At 62.6% G+C, this 15,963-nt stretch carries 18 protein-coding genes; 12 read left to right on the top strand and 6 right to left on the bottom strand.

The window, feature by feature from the left end:
* The first annotated feature begins 275 nt into the window (after positions 1 to 275).
* The 5 genes from pstC to LMT64_RS07330 all read left to right on the top strand — a co-directional run bounded on the left by pstC (position 276) and on the right by LMT64_RS07330 (position 5,607).
* Positions 276 to 1,280, top strand: a complete 1,005-nt coding sequence (gene pstC / locus LMT64_RS07350) for a phosphate ABC transporter permease subunit PstC (RefSeq protein WP_126352476.1) — start codon at positions 276 to 278, stop codon at positions 1,278 to 1,280.
* Positions 1,277 to 2,164, top strand: coding sequence for a phosphate ABC transporter permease PstA (pstA, locus tag LMT64_RS07345; RefSeq protein ID WP_126352475.1), 888 nt, complete (start codon positions 1,277 to 1,279; stop codon positions 2,162 to 2,164). Before pstC ends, pstA begins: the two co-directional genes overlap by 4 nt.
* Positions 2,165 to 2,218: 54 nt before the next feature.
* A complete protein-coding gene (gene pstB, locus LMT64_RS07340) occupies positions 2,219 to 2,980 on the top strand; it encodes a phosphate ABC transporter ATP-binding protein PstB (protein ID WP_126352474.1) in 762 nt (253 codons plus the stop codon).
* Between the two features lie 334 nt (positions 2,981 to 3,314).
* Positions 3,315 to 4,841, top strand: a complete 1,527-nt coding sequence (locus LMT64_RS07335) for a nitronate monooxygenase (RefSeq protein ID WP_126352473.1) — start codon at positions 3,315 to 3,317, stop codon at positions 4,839 to 4,841.
* A 97-nt stretch (positions 4,842 to 4,938) separates the two neighbouring features.
* A complete protein-coding gene (locus LMT64_RS07330; protein WP_126352472.1) occupies positions 4,939 to 5,607 on the top strand; it encodes a phosphate signaling complex PhoU family protein in 669 nt (222 codons plus the stop codon).
* Between the two features lie 91 nt (positions 5,608 to 5,698).
* Here LMT64_RS07330 and LMT64_RS07325 read toward each other — a convergent pair whose 3' ends face one another.
* The gene (locus tag LMT64_RS07325; RefSeq protein WP_126352471.1) at positions 5,699 to 5,902 is read right to left on the bottom strand and encodes a hypothetical protein; all 204 of its coding nucleotides are present in this window, start codon (positions 5,900 to 5,902) and stop codon (positions 5,699 to 5,701) included.
* Positions 5,903 to 5,983: 81 nt separating this feature from the next.
* Between LMT64_RS07325 and LMT64_RS07320 the strand changes: the two genes are divergently transcribed.
* The 4 genes from LMT64_RS07320 to LMT64_RS07305 all read left to right on the top strand — a co-directional run bounded on the left by LMT64_RS07320 (position 5,984) and on the right by LMT64_RS07305 (position 9,794).
* Positions 5,984 to 6,736, top strand: coding sequence for a metallophosphoesterase (locus LMT64_RS07320; RefSeq protein WP_126352493.1), 753 nt, complete (start codon positions 5,984 to 5,986; stop codon positions 6,734 to 6,736).
* Positions 6,737 to 6,792: 56 nt separating this feature from the next.
* A complete protein-coding gene (locus LMT64_RS07315; protein ID WP_126352470.1) occupies positions 6,793 to 7,296 on the top strand; it encodes a hypothetical protein in 504 nt (167 codons plus the stop codon).
* A 79-nt stretch (positions 7,297 to 7,375) separates the two neighbouring features.
* On the top strand, positions 7,376 to 7,879 hold the full coding sequence (locus LMT64_RS07310; RefSeq protein WP_126352469.1) for a hypothetical protein: 504 nt from the start codon (positions 7,376 to 7,378) through the stop codon (positions 7,877 to 7,879).
* A gap of 85 nt (positions 7,880 to 7,964) precedes the next feature.
* Positions 7,965 to 9,794 carry an arginine--tRNA ligase gene (locus LMT64_RS07305; protein WP_126352468.1) on the top strand — a complete coding sequence of 610 codons (1,830 nt, stop codon included), beginning with the start codon at positions 7,965 to 7,967 and terminating at the stop codon, positions 9,792 to 9,794.
* A 239-nt stretch (positions 9,795 to 10,033) separates the two neighbouring features.
* Here LMT64_RS07305 and hpf read toward each other — a convergent pair whose 3' ends face one another.
* Positions 10,034 to 10,591, bottom strand: coding sequence for a ribosome hibernation-promoting factor, HPF/YfiA family (gene hpf, locus LMT64_RS07300; protein WP_126352467.1), 558 nt, complete (start codon positions 10,589 to 10,591; stop codon positions 10,034 to 10,036).
* Between the two features lie 274 nt (positions 10,592 to 10,865).
* Here hpf and LMT64_RS07295 point away from each other — a divergent pair, with 274 nt between their 5' ends.
* Entirely contained in the window at positions 10,866 to 11,495 is a 630-nt protein-coding gene (locus LMT64_RS07295) for a TetR/AcrR family transcriptional regulator (protein ID WP_126352466.1), read from the top strand.
* Between the two features lie 83 nt (positions 11,496 to 11,578).
* Here the strand turns inward: LMT64_RS07295 and LMT64_RS07290 are convergent, their stop codons facing one another.
* Positions 11,579 to 12,505, bottom strand: a complete 927-nt coding sequence (locus tag LMT64_RS07290; protein WP_126352465.1) for a DMT family transporter — start codon at positions 12,503 to 12,505, stop codon at positions 11,579 to 11,581.
* A 354-nt stretch (positions 12,506 to 12,859) separates the two neighbouring features.
* On the opposite strand from LMT64_RS07290, the gene LMT64_RS07285 reads away from it, so the two are divergent.
* Positions 12,860 to 13,477, top strand: a complete 618-nt coding sequence (locus tag LMT64_RS07285) for a C40 family peptidase (RefSeq protein WP_126352464.1) — start codon at positions 12,860 to 12,862, stop codon at positions 13,475 to 13,477.
* Between the two features lie 97 nt (positions 13,478 to 13,574).
* On the opposite strand, the gene LMT64_RS07280 is transcribed toward LMT64_RS07285, so the two are convergent.
* Genes LMT64_RS07280 through LMT64_RS07270 form a run of 3 tightly spaced genes read right to left on the bottom strand, consistent with a single transcriptional unit; the run spans position 13,575 to position 15,359 of the window.
* Positions 13,575 to 14,243, bottom strand: a complete 669-nt coding sequence (locus LMT64_RS07280; RefSeq protein ID WP_126352463.1) for a uracil-DNA glycosylase — start codon at positions 14,241 to 14,243, stop codon at positions 13,575 to 13,577.
* Positions 14,244 to 14,293: 50 nt separating this feature from the next.
* Positions 14,294 to 14,923, bottom strand: a complete 630-nt coding sequence (locus LMT64_RS07275; protein WP_126352462.1) for a hypothetical protein — start codon at positions 14,921 to 14,923, stop codon at positions 14,294 to 14,296.
* The gene (locus LMT64_RS07270) at positions 14,898 to 15,359 is read right to left on the bottom strand and encodes a hypothetical protein (protein ID WP_126352461.1); all 462 of its coding nucleotides are present in this window, start codon (positions 15,357 to 15,359) and stop codon (positions 14,898 to 14,900) included. The genes LMT64_RS07275 and LMT64_RS07270 overlap by 26 nt, the downstream gene beginning before the upstream one ends.
* A 97-nt stretch (positions 15,360 to 15,456) precedes the next feature.
* Here LMT64_RS07270 and LMT64_RS07265 point away from each other — a divergent pair, with 97 nt between their 5' ends.
* Positions 15,457 to 15,930 carry a metal-binding protein gene (locus tag LMT64_RS07265; protein WP_229253115.1) on the top strand — a complete coding sequence of 158 codons (474 nt, stop codon included), beginning with the start codon at positions 15,457 to 15,459 and terminating at the stop codon, positions 15,928 to 15,930.
* Positions 15,931 to 15,963 lie beyond the last annotated feature (33 nt).

Raw genomic sequence — 15,963 nt, 5'->3', positions numbered from 1 at the left:
AGAAGGAAAATTTATCTGTAAGTTAAGGCGCAGTGAAGGATGACTGATGGCCCACTCTATTCATTTCAGATTTAATCTGGACTCATAAAAATAAGTCGGAAGTACGAGTTGATCTGCCTAAAACTTGTCGGCTGACCCATGTCCGACGCCCTGCAGAGCGGCCAAACCGCCACTGGGCTGACCTTTAGCTGACACTTTGCCTATCAACTGGGAGGGATGCAGTCCACCCTCTACCATCCCCCGTCTAACTCCACCGCCGACCAAGGAAGTGAGTCATGAGTCAAGCCGCCAAACCCCCGCAGCCGGGGCGTGGAATGAGTCACCGCAGCGATTCGGTGTTTCGCAACATCATCATCGGTCTGTCGCTGATCATTGCGCTGATCTTCATTCTCAGCTTGTATCAGCTGGGCCGGGTGTCCTGGCCGTCACTGAGCACCTTTGGGCTGGACTTTTATTTGAACCGCACCTGGGACCCGGTCAACAATGTTTACGGAGCCCTGAGCATGATCATCGGCACGCTGGTCACCAGCCTGATCGCGCTGGCCATCAGCGTGCCGCTGGCGATTGCCAGTGCGCTGTATGTCTCCGAGTACGCGCCCAACTGGCTCAAGGGGCCAGTGAGCTACCTGATCGAGCTGCTGGCCGCCGTACCCAGCGTGGTGTACGGCCTATGGGCGCTGACAGTGATTGCGCCGGTGCTGGCGGCGTGGCAGCTGACCTACTACATGGAGCCCAGCAAGCTGGAGCAGGTTACCGCCTGTCAGGAGTTGTGGAAGCAGGGCACCACATCCTTCCAGTGCTTTTTCACGCCCGCCGCCGCCGACGGACGCGGCCTGGCGCTGGCGACCCTGATTCTGACCGTGATGATTTTGCCCTATACCGCGTCGGTGGCCCGCGACGTGATCGGGCTGGTGCCGCGTGACCAGCGCGAGGCCATGTACGCCCTGGGCGCGACCAAGTGGGAAGTGCTGCAAAAAGCCGTGCTGCCCTATGCCCGCGCCGGGATCATGGGGGGCATCCTGCTGGCGCTGGGCCGCGCCCTGGGTGAGACGCTCGCCGTAGCGATGGTGATCGGGGACTCGCAGGCGCCGCTGACCTCCATCTGGCAGAACTTCTCCACCATGGCGTCGGTCATCGCCAACCAGTTCGGTGATGCCCAGCAAGAACTGCACCGCTCCAGTGTGCTGGCGCTGGGCCTGACCCTGTTCTTCGTGTCGGTACTGGTAAACGTACTGGCCCGGATGGTCATCAAGAAACTTACTCCGGAGGGCATCAAATGAGCGCCGTTCACTCCCGCACCGACACCCTGCGCCGTGGCGTGCCCGAAATCAGCTCCGGGCGCAAAGTGACCAACATGATTATGGGTGGCCTGATCTCGCTGGGCACGTTTATCGTGGTGCTGCCGCTGCTGATGATCTTCTACTACCTGATCACCACCGGGTTTCAGGCCCTGTCTCCCGAATTTTTTACCCGCACGCCTGCTCCGCTGGGTGAGACGGGCGGCGGCCTGCTGAACGCCATCGTCGGCAGCCTGACCATGCTGGCGATGGCCAGCGTGGTGGGCATCCTGGTCGGAGTAGCTGGGGGCATCTTCCTCTCGGAGTACCCCAAGCATCCACTGATGCCGACCGTCCGGATGCTGAGTGACGTACTGGCTGGTATCCCGGCCATCGTGATGGGTCTGGTGGTGTACGGCTTGCTGGTACTCAAGTTCGGATTTTCGGGCTTTGCCGGGGCGCTGGCGCTGGGCTTTTTGATGATTCCCATCGTGGTCCGCACCACCGAAGAAACCCTCAAGCTGGTGCCGCGCACCGTGCGTGAAGCCGGTCTGGGCCTCGGGCTGCCGCGCTGGAAAGTGATCTTGCAAATCGTGCTGCCTGCCGCCGCCAGCGGGATCGTGACCGGCATCATGCTGGCACTGGCCCGTGTGGCTGGCGAAGCGGCGCCGCTGCTGTTCACCGCCTTTGGCAACAACATTGTGACCACCGACCTCTCGGAACCCATGAGCGCCCTGCCGGTCGAGATTTTCAAGCTGGCGACCAGCGCCTACGAAACGGACCGTCAACTGGCGCAGGCCGCCTCACTGGTGCTGATCCTGCTGATTCTGGTCACCAGTCTGCTGGCCCGTTACTTCAGCGGCCCCCGAAAATACAAGCGCACATAAGCGCCCCCAACCTACGCTGCACCCTCATTTCCATCTCTCCCAAGGAGTCTACATATGACCAACCCTATTCTGATCGCCAAAGACGTAGACATTTTTTACGGTGACTTTCAGGCCATCAAAAAAGTCAGCCTGAACGCCGAGCGTGGCACGGTCAATGCCCTGATCGGCCCTTCGGGCTGCGGTAAGACCACCTTCCTGCGCGCCCTGAACCGGATGCACGATCTGACCCCCGGCGCCCGTGTAGAAGGCAGCATTCAGCTGGACGGCCAGGAGATTTACGGCGCCAAGGTGGACCCGGTGGCCATGCGCCGCCGCATCGGGATGGTGTTCCAAAAGCCCAACCCGTTCCCCACCATGAGCGTCTTTGATAACACCGTGGCGGGCCTCAAGCTGGCCGGAATCAAGGACAAGCGCCACCTGATGGAAGTGGCCGAGCGCTCGCTGCGCGGCGCAGCCCTATGGGAAGAGGTCAAGGACCGCCTGGACATGCCCGGTATGGGTCTGTCAGGTGGGCAGCAGCAGCGTCTGTGTATTGCCCGCGCCCTGGCGGTCGAACCCGACATCCTGCTGATGGACGAGCCGACCTCCGCACTGGACCCGGCCAGCACCGCCAAGATCGAAGAGCTGATGAGCGAGCTGAAAAAAGTCACCACCATCCTGATCGTGACCCACAACATGCAGCAGGCCGCCCGTATCAGCGATACCTGCTCGGTGTTCCTGAACGGCGACATGATCGAGCACGGTCCCACCGAGCAGATTTTCCAGAATCCGCAGGACAAGCGTACCGAAGACTACGTGTCGGGCCGTTTCGGCTAAAGCGCAGATGATCTAAAGCACGCAGCAGCCAAAGCGCGTTGGGCGTGACCCCGGCCCTGGACCCTGTACCAATGCAGGGTCTTTTCCGTGCCGAGGCATTACAGTAAGAAGTACCCTGGGGCACGTCTAATCAGAGCTTGACCCGCGCCGTCTTACGCTGCTGCCCTGCGGCGGGTTGCCCCAACTTGAGAACCCTGGCGCATTCTCATTTTTTCCGCCTTCAGACTTTTGGCCTGCCCCTCGGCTGCACGACTTTTTGCATCTCAGCATCACTCGCCAAGACCCTTGGCCCACCAATTCATCTACATGTTCACCACATGTCCAAAGGAGCACCATGACCAAGCCTGTAATGCCCGATACCCTACCGCAGATCATCCAGGGAGGCATGGGTGTGGCCATTTCTGACTGGCGGCTGGCCAAGGCGGTGTCTCAAGTCGGCCAGCTGGGGATCGTCTCCGGTACCGGCATCGACAGCCTGATGACCCGCCGCTTGCAAGACGGCGACCTCGACGGCAGTACCCGCCGCGCCCTGGAGCATTTCCCCAATCAGGAGATGGTGCAGCGTGCCCTGGACGGCTACTTTATCGAGGGTGGCCGCGCCCCCGATCAGCCCTACAAGCGCGTACCGCTGCCCAGCGTCAAAAAGCTGAATCCGGCCTGGGAACTGGCCATCGTGGGCGGCTTCGTAGAAACCTGGCTGGCCAAGGAGGGCCATGACGGCCTGGTCGGCATGAACCTGCTGACCAAGTTGCAAATGCACACCATGCCGCCCCTGCTGGGTGCCATGCTGGCTGGGGTGGATTTCGTGATTATGGGCGCAGGCATTCCCCGCGAGATCCCGGCGGTGCTGGACAATTTCTCGGTGGGCCAGCCGGGCGTGTTGAAGCTGGACGTGAAAGGTGAACCTACCGACCAGAGCACCCGTCTGACCCTGGACCCCGCCGAGTATGGTCTGGACCCCGTCACGCTGGGCACCGGCGACCTGAAGCGGCCCAACTTCCTGCCGATCATCACGTCGCACGTGCTGGCGCAGACGCTGGCCCGCAAGGCGAGCGGTAGCGTGGAAGGCTTCGTGATTGAGGCCCCCACCGCTGGCGGCCACAATGCCCCCCCACGCGGCAAGATGCAGCTGGACGAGTTGGGCCAGCCGATTTACGGTGAGCGCGACTTGGCCGACCTGGAACAGATGCGCGAGTTGGGCCTGCCGTTTTGGCTGGCGGGCGGCAGTGGCAGCCCTGAGGGTCTGCAGAATGCGCTGAGCGAAGGCGCAGCGGGCATTCAGGTGGGGACCCTGTTTGCCTACTGCACCGATTCGGGCATGGACGACGGCCTGCGCCGTGAAGCCCTGAGTCAGATCAAAGGCGGCGCGGGCCTGCGAACCGACCCGCTGGCCTCGCCTACCGGCTTTCCCTTCAAGGTGGTGCAGCTCTCGCACACCATGGCCAACCCACAGCTGTACGCCGAGCGCACCCGCATCTGCGATATCGGCTACCTGCGTGAAGCCTACTGGGAAGAGGGTAAGGACGGCACGGGCAAAATCGGGCTGCGCTGCGCCTCCGAGCCGATCGAAACCTATGTCCGCAAAGGCGGCACGCTGGAAGCCACCGTAGGCCGCAAGTGCCTGTGCAATGGCCTGATGGCCGACGCCGGATTTCCGCAGATCCAAAAAGGCGGCGAAGTAGAACTGCCGCTGCTCACCAGTGGCGACGATGTAATCAAGCTGGCGCACTGGCAGGACCGCTTTAGCGCCGCCGATGTGGTGTCTTATCTGAAGGGTGAAACTCAGCCGCAGAGCGATAAGCAGGGCCAAGCCACCGGGCAAGCAGACGTTGACAGCCGCCCGATGGCCGGACACCTCTAGGGTTGAAGTCGCTCTACCCGTCAGCGGACAGTTTAGCTAACATTGTCCGTCCGCTGACGGTGTGATGACCCCTACGGGTCATAGTCTGCCTAAGTTTATGTTGCCCTCTTCCCGAACCACCCTCCTGACGGCTGGCTTGCTGCGTATGATTTCTATTGCACTAGAGCAGCTGGAGGCCGTCCGTGGGGCTTCGGAGCGGGCCGAATTTGCCGGACTGGCCGAAACGGCCAACCGTCTGGAAGCCGAAACCGATCTTCTGGAGCGTGAGATAGAGGAGCAGTGTTTGCAGGGTTTCGCGCAGCCTTCAGGTGAGGTCGCTTGCGGCTTCTATGTGATGGTCTTCCGCAGTCTGACCCACCTGGAGCGGGTCGGGGATTACGCTTTCCGGGTGGCCACCGATCTGGAACATCTGGCCCCACGGACCCGTAGCGCCACCTTGCAGGACGTCCTGCCGATTACGCAGCACCTCAGCGAGATGCTGGAACTGCTGGCCTACGCCATTTCCGAGCGTGATCTGGCAGCGGCGCAGCGCGTGCAGCGTCTGGACTTTGAGCAGGTAGATGCCCTGTACGAGCAGATGCTGCGGGCCAGTCTGACCCGACTACGTGAACGCCCCGAAGACCATGAGGTGGCACTGGCCGCCAACCGGATGGCCCGCAATCTGGAGCGGCTGGGCGATCATATCGGGCATGTCGCAGCACGGTTGGAGCGGCACCTGCTGGCGGGGGAAGCCAAGCGGGGAAAAAGTCTACGTCGGGCCAACTGAACCATAGCCTCTTGTTCTCAACAAAGTTGATTGATCCAAAAAAGTGCCCAGCCTTGCGTAAAGCGTGGGCTGGGCACTCTACCTCCTCAGATTAGTCGATCATGGACTCGACGCGCTCCTTGAGGTTGCCTTGCTCGTCCATCATGCCGGTGCCGTCGGTGCCGCGCTCAGGGCTACCGGGACCGTCTTGCACCACGCCGCTGTCGCGCTCAGGGTAACCGCGCTGGCTGCCGTCCGGGTCACGCGGTTCCACATCGTCGGGGCGGATCACTTCATCACTGGTATGTCCGGTCATGGGGACAGTCTAGGTCAGCAAAATGGCGCCGGGATGCGTCCGACCTTAAAGCAGCCTGAACACAGGTCCGGTCTGAGCGATATGCTGGGGCGCGTGCGCGTGTTTGCCCTGGCTGATCTTCACCTGTCTGCGGTGACCCCCAAACCGATGACGATCTTCGGTCCGGGGTGGGCGGGGCATCCTGGGGTCATCTGGGAGCACTGGGCAGCCACCATTCAGGACACCGATCTGGTGCTGCTGCCCGGTGACCTGTCGTGGGCCATGACCCTGGACGACGCCCTGGTTGATCTAGAGATGGTGGCACAGATGCCCGGCGAAAAGGTGATTCTGCGTGGCAACCACGACTACTGGTGGTCCAGTGTGTCCAAGTTGCGCTCACGGCTGCCTGCGCGGATGCACGCCATTCAGCACGATGCGCTGCGCTTCGGGCCGCCGGGAGCCGGGGTGGTGGTGTGCGGTACACGCGGCTGGGACACGCCCGGCCACCTGCCGCTGGATGCTCAGGACGCCAAAATCCTCAGCCGTGAGGCCGAGCGCCTGCGCCTGAGCCTCGCGGCAGCGGCCCGGCTCCGTCAGCCTGGCGACCGCCTGATTCTGATGTTGCACTACCCTCCGGCCAGCCCGCCCTTTCAGCCCAACGTGCTGACGCCAGTGCTGCAGGATTCCGGCGCCGACCTGATCGTGTTCGGTCACCTGCATGGTGTTCCTGAAGGGCGCACGGTAAGTCAGGTGGGTGGTATTCCCGCGCATCTGGTGGCTGCCGACGCACTGGGTTGTGTGCCGCGCTTACTGCTGGAGTTGCCGGAGGCCGCAGCAACACCGGCCTCTGTGTGAACGCCCGTTCAGATTCATTCAGGCAGCCGTCAAGCGGCTGGGCTAGCCTGAGCAGTATGAACTTCATCAAACCACTGATCCTGGTCAGCCTGTTGGGTGGCGCAGCGTTGGCGCAGTCCACCGGACCTTCCATCATGCCCCCTATATCGCCTGACGCTGCCCATGTGGTCGTGCCGGACAACATGACGGCCCGCTTGAATGTGCAGCGTTACACCTCCAGCCCTGTCACGCTGACCCTGACCCTTCAGAACCTGACTGGCAAACAGCAGGAAATCAGCAGCCCACGGGATAACCGCCAGGAATGTTCCTTTGGTCCGATGGTCCGGGTGCTGGAAGTCGGGACCCGCAAAGTCGTGTATCCCCCCGAAGGTGCTGGCAACGTCATGCTATGCGCTCAGGACATGTTTGTAGGCACCATCCCAGCGGGCGGCACCATCAAGCTGGAGCGTGAGCTGGAACTGCCCAAGGGTGACTACATGGTCGAGAGCTGGTTTGCGGGCTACGGTCTGGGCGGCACCATCAAAGTGCCTGCCGAGGCCAAGCGCCTGACGGTCTGGTGAAGCTGGACAGGCGCCGAGGGCGGCCGAATCATAAGGCGCCCTTAGCCCGGCATCAGCCCGGCATTCTATGCTCGGCGGCATGACCAAAAGGTCTCTTCTTACCGCCTTGGCTGCCCTGGGCACGGTTCAAGCTTCGGCTCAGGCCGCGCCCGCCGTGGTGGGCAGCACCACTTCTCTCGTTGCGGCGCCGGTGTGCCGTGAGCTGGGCTGCCGCCTGCTGGGCAGCCGGATAGACCATAGCGGTCCCGGCAACCCGCTGAACGTGTCCACCTATGTGCTGCCGCAGGGGCAGCGGCTGGAAGAAACCCGGCTGCACCTGCCCGGCCAGCCCGGTCACGGCCTGACCGTGCGCCTGCGCTACGACCGAGGCAGCTCGGCGTACGGCGCGGTCAACGCGGCCAAGCTGGCCTCGGCCGGTGCGGGGCGGGCCATCACGGCGGCGCAGGTGCGCGGCTGCTGGAACCGGGGCGCGACCCCCGCCGGCTCACCCCGCATCATCTCGCAGCGCGGCTTTGAGGACCCGCTGGTGGCCTGCGAGGTGCGCGGCGGCCGGCAGACCGTGACGGTCAGCATTCCGCTGTAACCGGGCCAGGCCAGAGTAGAGGAGCGGCGCGGCGCGGCGGGTGGAGGTTCGTCTGCCCGCCGCCCCCGCGCTACTATCCATAGCTATGGAACTCAAGGCGCAACTCAGAGAGGCTGTTCAGCAAGCCGCCCAGGGGATGGGGGCCGAGCTGGACGTGGCCATTCAGGAGACCCCGGCAGGCAAGAAGGGCGACTACGGCACGCCTGCTGCCTTTCAAATCGCCAAGGCGCTGGGCCGCAATCCTGCCGAGGTCGCGCAGGAGCTGGCAGGCCTGATCAGGTTGCCTGCGGGTATTGCGCGGGTAGAAGCAGCGGGGCCGTTTCTCAATTTCTTCGTGGACGTGGCCGATTTCGTACGCGGCGTGGTAGAAAAGCCCACCGCCCTGCCGGAGCAGCACGGCAAAGTGGTGATCGAGCACACCAGCGTGAACCCCAACAAGGAACTGCATGTGGGACACCTGCGCAATGTGGTGCTGGGCGACTCGCTGGCGCGGATCATGCGGGCGGCGGGGCACACGGTAGAAGTCCAGAATTACATTGACGACACCGGGCGGCAGGCCGCCGAGTCGCTGTACGCCGCCTCGCACTACGACCTGAAGTGGGACGGCCAGGAAAAATACGACCATTTCATGGGCCGGGGCTATGTGCGCCTGAACGCCGACCCCGCCAAAGCCGAGCTGGAAGAGGGCATCCGGGACATCATGCACCGCCTCGAAGCGGGAGAACTGCGCGGCGAAATCGAGAGAATCGTTCACGCGCACCTGCAAACCTGCTTCCGCTTGGGTGCGCGCTACGACCTGCTGAACTGGGAATCCGACGTGGTGGGCAGCGGGTTTCTGAGCAAGGCCATGAACATTCTGGAGGCCAGCCCTTACACCGCCCGGCCCACCGAGGGCAAATACGCCGGGGCCTTCACCATGGACGTCTCCGAGTTCATGCCGGGTCTGGAAGAACCCAACGTGGTCCTGGTTCGCTCGGACGGCACGGCCATGTATGCGGCCAAGGACATCGGCTATCAGTTCTGGAAGTTTGGCTTGTTTGAGGGCATGAGATTTAGGCCCTTTACCACCGATCCCGAGGGCCAGACCGTCTGGACCAGCGCTCCTGACGGTGAACCGGATGCCGAGCGCCGTTTCGGGCATGCCGACGAGGTGATCAACGTGATTGACTCGCGCCAGAACCACCCGCAGACGGTGGTGCGTTCTTCACTGGGCGTGGCGGGCGAGACGGAAAAGAAAGAACGTTCCATTCACCTGTCCTACGCGTTCGTAACATTGGAAGGGCAGACCATCAGTGGGCGCAAGGGAATCGCTGTGGCTGCGGACGAGGTGATGGACGAGGCAGTGCAGCGTTCCCTGAACTTGCTTTCCGAGATCAACCCTGCGCTGGCGGCCCGTGAGGACGCCGCCGAGATTGCCCGCCGCATCGGGATCGGGGCCATCCGCTTTGCGATGCTCAAGGCTGAGCCGACCCGCCAGATTGATTTCCGCTGGGACTCGGCGCTGGCGCTGACTGGCGACACTGCGCCCTATGTGCAGTACGCAGCGGTCCGGGCCGGCAACATCCTGCACAAAGCCCAGGCTGAGGGACTGGCGGTGGACGGCACAGGGGCCGACTGGGCCGCGCTGCCCGATATAGACCTGGCGCTGGCCAAAGCGGTGGCCCGCCTGCCCGAAGTGGTGGAGCAGGCCACCCGGATTCACTCGCCGCATGTGGTGGCGCAGTACGCGCTGGACCTGGCAACCACCTTCAACAGCTGGTACAACGCCAAAGACAAGGCCGGCAAGCCCGCTACCAACGTGCTGCAATCCCCCCAAGGCCTGCGGGAAGCCCGCCTGGCCCTGGTGGGCCGGGTGCGCCGCGCCTTTGAAGAAACCCTGGACCTGATCGGAATAGAGGTTCCGGCGGCGATGTGAGACTTGAAAGGCCCGTAAGGGCCGCCAGTGCAGCGAACTGGTTGCTTGATTCCTGCAAACCTCATGGCCCGAAACTCAAGGCGGAAGAGACTTGCTGCGTCCCTTCTGCCCTAAGTTTTCTTCCCTCAGCAGCGCTTCAGCACCTGCTTGAATTCCATCTTCTTCAGCGAACACGACCCAGGGCCGCCCCTAGGTCGATACTCGCGTTGCTCATGGCTCGGCTTTAGCCTCGCCTCTGACTACTTGGGTTCGATCAGTCCGTAATGCCCGTCTTTGCGGCGGTACACCACGCCACAACCGTCGGTGACCATGTTTTTGAATACAAAAAAGTCGTGGCCCAGCGCCTCCATCTGAAAGACGGCATCTTCGGCCGTCATCGGGCGCAGATCAAAGCGCTTCTGGCGGACAATTTCAGGGTTGACACTCAGGTCGTCGTCCTGCTGGGCGGCCATTTCAGCGGGGCCGGGCTCCGGTTGCGGTGCGCCTTCCTGGCGCTGTTTGAGGAGCCGGGTCTTGAACTTGCGCAGCTGGCGTTCCAGAACATCACTGGCCTTGTCAATCGCGGCGTACATGTCCGCGTGCGATTCCTCAGCGCGGACGATCCCGTGCGGCACATTCAGCTGCACTTCGACGCGGTTGCGCCGGGCAGCGTCCTTGACATCACGGACGGTCAGGGTCACGCGGGCGCTGGTGACTTGGTCGTTGAAGCGGTCTAGGCGCGAGAGTTTCTCGTCTACGTATTCACGCAGGGGATCAGTGATCTCGACGCCACGGCCTGAAAGCTGAGCAATGTTCACTAAACTTCACCTCTTTCGGGGCAGCTTCCCTGCACTTCAGCACACGACGGAATCAAACAAAGAAAGGAAGCTGGCAGGCGCACGTCAGCTGCAAAAGTGCCTGTGCGCGGTGTTTGTACCGGAGTTGTCTTGTGCTGATCTCAGGCTAGCCTAGTGTCAGCCCTGCGTCAGCCCGTAGGCTTACCGTATGTTCGGCGGCAGTGAGCTATGCTGAAACTTGGTGCTCAGCTCTACGCAAGCCGCTGACTGCAACGTAAGCACCCCTGCCCCTACCATGACCAAAACGGACCGTCAGGACCAAGACCTCGCCCGGCGCAGACGCATCGCACGCGCCGCCTTTGAGCTGTTTGCGCGCTCAGGCTTGGAAGCGATCAGTGCCGCCGAGATTGCGCGGGCGGCCTATGTGAGCCGGACCAACCTCTACCGCTACTATCCCAGCAAATTACACATGTTGCTGGCTCACTTTGAGCTGACGGTAGAGGAAACCCGCCAGGCCGCGCTACGCCGCTTGGCTGAAGGCCGATCGCCGCAGACCATCTGGAGCGGTGTGGCTGCCCGTATGGCTGACCTGGGGGTGCGCTATCACCATCTGGTGGGGGCCGTGGCGTCCGCTGCACTGACCCGGCAGGGTGCAGGCCGTGAGCCGGAGGCGCTGGAAAGGCCACAGACGGCCCTGGGCGCACTGGTGATGCCGGTGCTGCTCTCCATGCAGCGCCGGGGCGAACTGCGGGAGGGTGTGGACCTGCGAGTCCTGAGTGATCTGGTGGTAGATTCGTGTCTTCTGGCGCTACTTCAGGGGCAACACCGCACTCCTGAAGAGGTGCAGCGTGACTGGGAGGACCGCCTCAGCCTGCTGCTGTCCGGGGCACTCCGCTCAGGGCGTGAGCTGGTCTGGTCCCCCTGACCCATCACCAGCAGGCGAAGAAACTGGGTGGGGCTGGGTGACGGCTTCATCAGGACACGGAACCTTTACGTTCGAGATTCATCTTACCTTCTGGTTGGCGGTCTTCCCAGGAACGCAGTAAGACTCCGGAGTGGCTGGGGTGGCTGGTCGCCTGTCCCGCTGCCTGAGAGCAGCAGCGTAGCTCCTAACACTCCCAGTGCCCCTACCAGTGCGAGCACACCAGGCCGCTCCCCGAACAGCAGCAGGGCCATGCCCCCGGCCAGGACCGGTTCAAGGCTGGCGATTACGCTGGCCCGCGCCGCGCTGAGGTACCGCAGACCAGCGCTGTAGGCCAGATACGCCAGATAGGTAGACAGCACCGCGATACCCAGCAATGTCAGCCAGGCTCCCGCGGTCTTGGGACTGAAGGCCGTGAAGGGCAATAAGCCTGCTGCTCCGATGGGCAGGGCCAGAGCATAGAGTCCTGCTGCCGAATAACGCCCGAAAAACAGTTTTCCGTACAGGTAATACAGACTGTAGGTCAGCCCGCTGATCAGGCCCCAGGTCAGGGCAGCGGGGGAGACGTGGATGTTTTCGCCGCCGCCTAGCGAGATCAGCGCCACGCCGCCCAGCGTAAGAGCAATGGCTGCCGCTTCACGCCGTCCGGTGGGTTCGCGCAGCAAGAGCCAACCCCACAGCACCACAAAGGCCGGAGCCGTATAGAGCAGCACACTGGCCAAACTGGCCCCGGCACTCTGTACCGCCAGTTGATACGCCCCATAAAAGAGGCTGACCCCCACCAAGCCAAAGAGCACGGTCCAAAGGAGGTCGGCACCGCGGGGGAGCGGCTGACGTGTTCCTAGGGCATGTAGCGCAAAGAGGCCCCCACCCAGCAGTGCCCGCCAGAAGGCCACTTCTAAGGGTTCCAGTCCAGCCTGCTGCGCCATCTTCCCGAAAATCCCCAGGAGGCCCCACAGGGCCGCAGCCAGAGCAATCAGAAAGGCTGCAGAAGCAGGCGAGGCAGAAGGCATGGGCCAGTATGAGCGAGGTCAGAGCTGCTACGCAACTGCCCCTACCGCAAATACATGAGAGGAAAAGTGATGGTAGGAACGTATCCACTTTTGTGGTTGCCCAGGCCATTTATGGACGAACCTGATAGGTCCATGAACACCATTTTTAATGCCTGTAGAAAAGCCTTGTCCCAGACGTGAATTCATAGCTCTTGGGGACATGAGCTAGAAGATGAGAATTCTGATGAGTCTCAAGGAAGCCCACTACTATTTAGGATAACCTAAAACGCATAAGCGCCGTATAGCTGCATAAAAGTGAGTGCTTCCCCGAACTATTAAGGACGAGTAAAAGGATGCCGCGTACACTCGTTACTTGTGAAAGCACTACGCACCCTCCTGATCTCCGCCACAGCCGCTCTGGCGTTCAGCTCAGCGGCTGACGCTGCCACTTACACTGTCCGTGCAGGCGACACCCTCTACAAAATTGCCCAGGCCCATGGTATGGGTACCCAGCAACTGATGCAGATGAACAGCCTAAACAGCACCACCATCGAAATTGGTCAGCAGTTGGAAGTAAGTGGTCAGGCCCGTGCCACCACCGCCATAACTCCCGCTGCCAGCGGGGGTGCCAGCATCCGCGCTGCGTCCAACCGTTTCCTGGGCATTCCCTACCGCTTGGGCGGCAACGGCAACGGCAGCGTGGACTGCTCCAGCTACACCCAACTGGTCTTCCGGACCATGGGCATCAACCTGCCCCGTACGGCCGCTGGTCAGTGGCGTACCGGCTACGGTGTGAGCAGCCGTAACCTGCGCGCAGGCGACCTGGTGTTCTTCAACACCACCGGACGCGGCGTGAGCCACGTTGGTATTTACCTGGGCAACGACCAGATGGCCAACGCCAACTCCTACTACGGCCGCTCCATGGTCGAGCGTATGTTCGGCAACAGTTACTGGGCCAACCGCTACGTCGGCGCCCGCCGCGTGCTGGGCTAGACCCTGTCCTCTGGCCCCCAGTGCTGGGGTCAGCAGCCATAAAGAGCTTCTCCCTGGGTGCGGGGAGAAGCTCTTTCGTCGTTGGGGTGAGTGGACGTTACAGCAGTAAGGGCTGATCTGCGCTGCTCTGCGCTGTGCTCAGGGGCCAGGGCCGCTCACCGCGCAACACGCCCGCCACTTCCTGAATGTCATGCCAGGTCAGGCTCTTGGGACCGCCCTTGGCGCGGGTATCGTTGCGGAGGAGATAAGCGGGGTGGAACATCGGCATCAGGGCTGCTTCCAGGCCGCTGCCCGGCAGGCGGTAAGGGTGCCACTGCCCCCGCAGACGGGTGATGCCCTGGGTTGTCCCCAGCAGGTGCCGGGTCGGCGTGTTGCCCATCGTCACGATGACCTTGGGGCGCAGCAGGGCCAGTTGCTTGTCAAGCCACAGCTCGGTGCAGATGTCCGACTCGGCGGGGGTGGGGGCACGGTTGGCAGGCGGGCGGCATTTGACGATGTTGGTGATATAAGCGTCGTCGCGGGTCAGGTCCACCCCGGCCAGAATGCGGTCCAGCAACTGCCCTGCCCGGCCCACAAAGGGCCGCCCGATCCGGTCCTCATCTCCGCCAGGGCCTTCGCCGATAATGAGCAGCTCGGCGGCAGGGTGGCCATCAGCCACCACCACCTGCAAACAGCCCGCCCGCAAGTCGCAGGCGTGGCAGGCTTTGTTCTCATGTTCCAGCTGCGCCAGAGCCGCCAGGTCAGGCTGGGAATTGAAAGCGGTCATGCCCTCAGGCTAGCGCGGCGCTGGAGGCAGGGCCAGGAGAGAGGTTTGGTTTACTCGGCCTGCAAGGTCGTCTCCGTCTTCACGCGGAAAGTCACGGTCATGCCCCCCACGTCCCCGGGGTCTTCCGCCGGCCAACCCTTCCAGGCCAGGGTCATTCGGGTGTCCGCCGTGCCCTGCGAGCTGACCGGCAGGCCGCTGGGGGCGAAGACCAGCGTGGTGACTCCCGGCGCTATTTGGGTAAACGCCAGCGTAAACTGCACGGTGAGGCCTTTTGAGGTCGTTGTGGTCACTGTAGAGCTGAAAGGCGACATCTGGGTGACTTCGCGGAAAACGTGGTTGCCGCTTTCGTCTACGCCCTCGTAGCTGGACGTGGTGGTGATGGTGGCCGGAGTATGCTCGGCGTCCGAATGTTCCATGTCCTCCAGCGCACTGGCGACTTCCGGGTCCAGGAGCGGCAGGATCAAGTCCTGTTGATCTGAGAACAGCTGGCTCCAGTGCTGGTCCATTTCGCCAGTGGAATAAGTTTCGGTCACGCTGTGGCCTGGAATCAGCGGTAGGCCGTGCGGAACGGTGGCGACGATCGGCTCCGCTTCGTCGTCAATGAACTCTGCGGCGACCCCGTCCAAGAAGGCCTGAAGTTCCGGCACGTCGGATTCAAAGGCCCCGTCGGTGACTCCCACCAGGCTGCACCGTTTCGGTGATGCGGACGCGGGCACCCGCGAACGGCGTCCCCGTATACAGGTCCGTCATTTCGGTGATCCGCTCGCGCGAGCCGTCCGGGAAGACCTTGCCGATGGTCAGGGTGGACTGGGACTGGGTGGTTTCGGTGATGTCTTGCTCCAGACTTGAACTGGATTTACGCCGCCGCTCGTCACTCATCAGTTCAGTCATGAAACCGCTGTACTGCACGTCCCCTGCCAACCTCTCGTGGGAAGAAGTCTCGGTGATGGTCAGGCGCGTGCCACTGGCAGGCGTAAACAGCAACCGGGGAGCTTCAGCCGCTGCGGGCGTGGTGGCTTGGGGCAGGGTCACCCCAGGAACGGTTGTGGCCGGAGCACATGAGCTCAGCGCTCCGCCGCCCAGCAACAGGGCGCTCAGAATGAATTTTGCATACATTCAGTGTACTGCGCGGTCTGGCTATTTGTCGGCTGGGCCGAGGATGCGGCATAGTAGGCCCTCGGTGCCCAGCGGACGCGTACACAACATCATCAACATGACCACCTTTGCCGTGCTGGGTGTGGGGGCAATCTGGGCGTCTCGCCAGGGGATGATCAGTGTGACCCAGGTCCAGGCCTCACACTTCGCGCTGGCCTACCTCGCTGGGACATTTTTGCTGTCGCCGGACCTGGACCTCTCCGAAGGTCGGGTCAATTCCAAGCGCAACTGGGGCATTTTGGGGCCGCTGTGGGTGCCCTACGGCATGATGTTCAGCCACCGGGGACTGTCGCACAGCTGGCTGCTGGGGCCGCTGACACGGCTCGTTTACCTGGCCATTCTGGGCGCGATTGTGATCGGGGTGCTGCGGACGGTCTGGCCGGAGATGGCCCTACCTGCTTTTCCGGAGCCGCTGGAGTGGAAAGTGCTGTTGCCCGCCACCCTGGGCTATTTCCTCAGCCAGTGGCTCCACCTGATTGCGGATGGTATCCGCCCGGATCACGGCTTGCGGCGCACACGGCGCAGGAACTAGGAGCGAGAAGAAGCGAGGGAGCAAGCGAAGCGA

Origin of the sequence: Deinococcus radiophilus, from assembly GCF_020889625.1 — a bacterium.
In the GTDB taxonomy this organism is placed as follows: Bacteria; Deinococcota; Deinococci; order Deinococcales; family Deinococcaceae; genus Deinococcus; species Deinococcus radiophilus.
The sequence above is the reverse complement of the archived record's forward strand: the minus strand, read 5'-3'. Positions and strand labels throughout refer to the sequence as shown.

Excerpts from the sequence above, each read along its gene's own strand:
- pstB (WP_126352474.1), top strand. The coding sequence starts at position 2,219 with ATGACCAACCCTATTCTGATCGCCAAAGACGTAGACATTTTTTACGGT.
- LMT64_RS07310 (WP_126352469.1), top strand. The coding sequence starts at position 7,376 with ATGACCAAAAGGTCTCTTCTTACCGCCTTGGCTGCCCTGGGCACGGTT.
- LMT64_RS07265 (WP_229253115.1), top strand. The coding sequence starts at position 15,457 with ATGACCACCTTTGCCGTGCTGGGTGTGGGGGCAATCTGGGCGTCTCGC.
- LMT64_RS07330 (WP_126352472.1), top strand. The coding sequence starts at position 4,939 with ATGTTGCCCTCTTCCCGAACCACCCTCCTGACGGCTGGCTTGCTGCGT.
- pstA (WP_126352475.1), top strand. The coding sequence starts at position 1,277 with ATGAGCGCCGTTCACTCCCGCACCGACACCCTGCGCCGTGGCGTGCCC.
- LMT64_RS07295 (WP_126352466.1), top strand. The coding sequence starts at position 10,866 with ATGACCAAAACGGACCGTCAGGACCAAGACCTCGCCCGGCGCAGACGC.
- LMT64_RS07325 (WP_126352471.1), bottom strand. The coding sequence starts at position 5,902 with ATGACCGGACATACCAGTGATGAAGTGATCCGCCCCGACGATGTGGAA.
- LMT64_RS07305 (WP_126352468.1), top strand. The coding sequence starts at position 7,965 with ATGGAACTCAAGGCGCAACTCAGAGAGGCTGTTCAGCAAGCCGCCCAG.
- LMT64_RS07320 (WP_126352493.1), top strand. The coding sequence starts at position 5,984 with ATGCTGGGGCGCGTGCGCGTGTTTGCCCTGGCTGATCTTCACCTGTCT.
- LMT64_RS07335 (WP_126352473.1), top strand. The coding sequence starts at position 3,315 with ATGACCAAGCCTGTAATGCCCGATACCCTACCGCAGATCATCCAGGGA.
- LMT64_RS07290 (WP_126352465.1), bottom strand. The coding sequence starts at position 12,505 with ATGCCTTCTGCCTCGCCTGCTTCTGCAGCCTTTCTGATTGCTCTGGCT.
- LMT64_RS07270 (WP_126352461.1), bottom strand. The coding sequence starts at position 15,359 with ATGTATGCAAAATTCATTCTGAGCGCCCTGTTGCTGGGCGGCGGAGCG.
- LMT64_RS07280 (WP_126352463.1), bottom strand. The coding sequence starts at position 14,243 with ATGACCGCTTTCAATTCCCAGCCTGACCTGGCGGCTCTGGCGCAGCTG.
- pstC (WP_126352476.1), top strand. The coding sequence starts at position 276 with ATGAGTCAAGCCGCCAAACCCCCGCAGCCGGGGCGTGGAATGAGTCAC.
- LMT64_RS07315 (WP_126352470.1), top strand. The coding sequence starts at position 6,793 with ATGAACTTCATCAAACCACTGATCCTGGTCAGCCTGTTGGGTGGCGCA.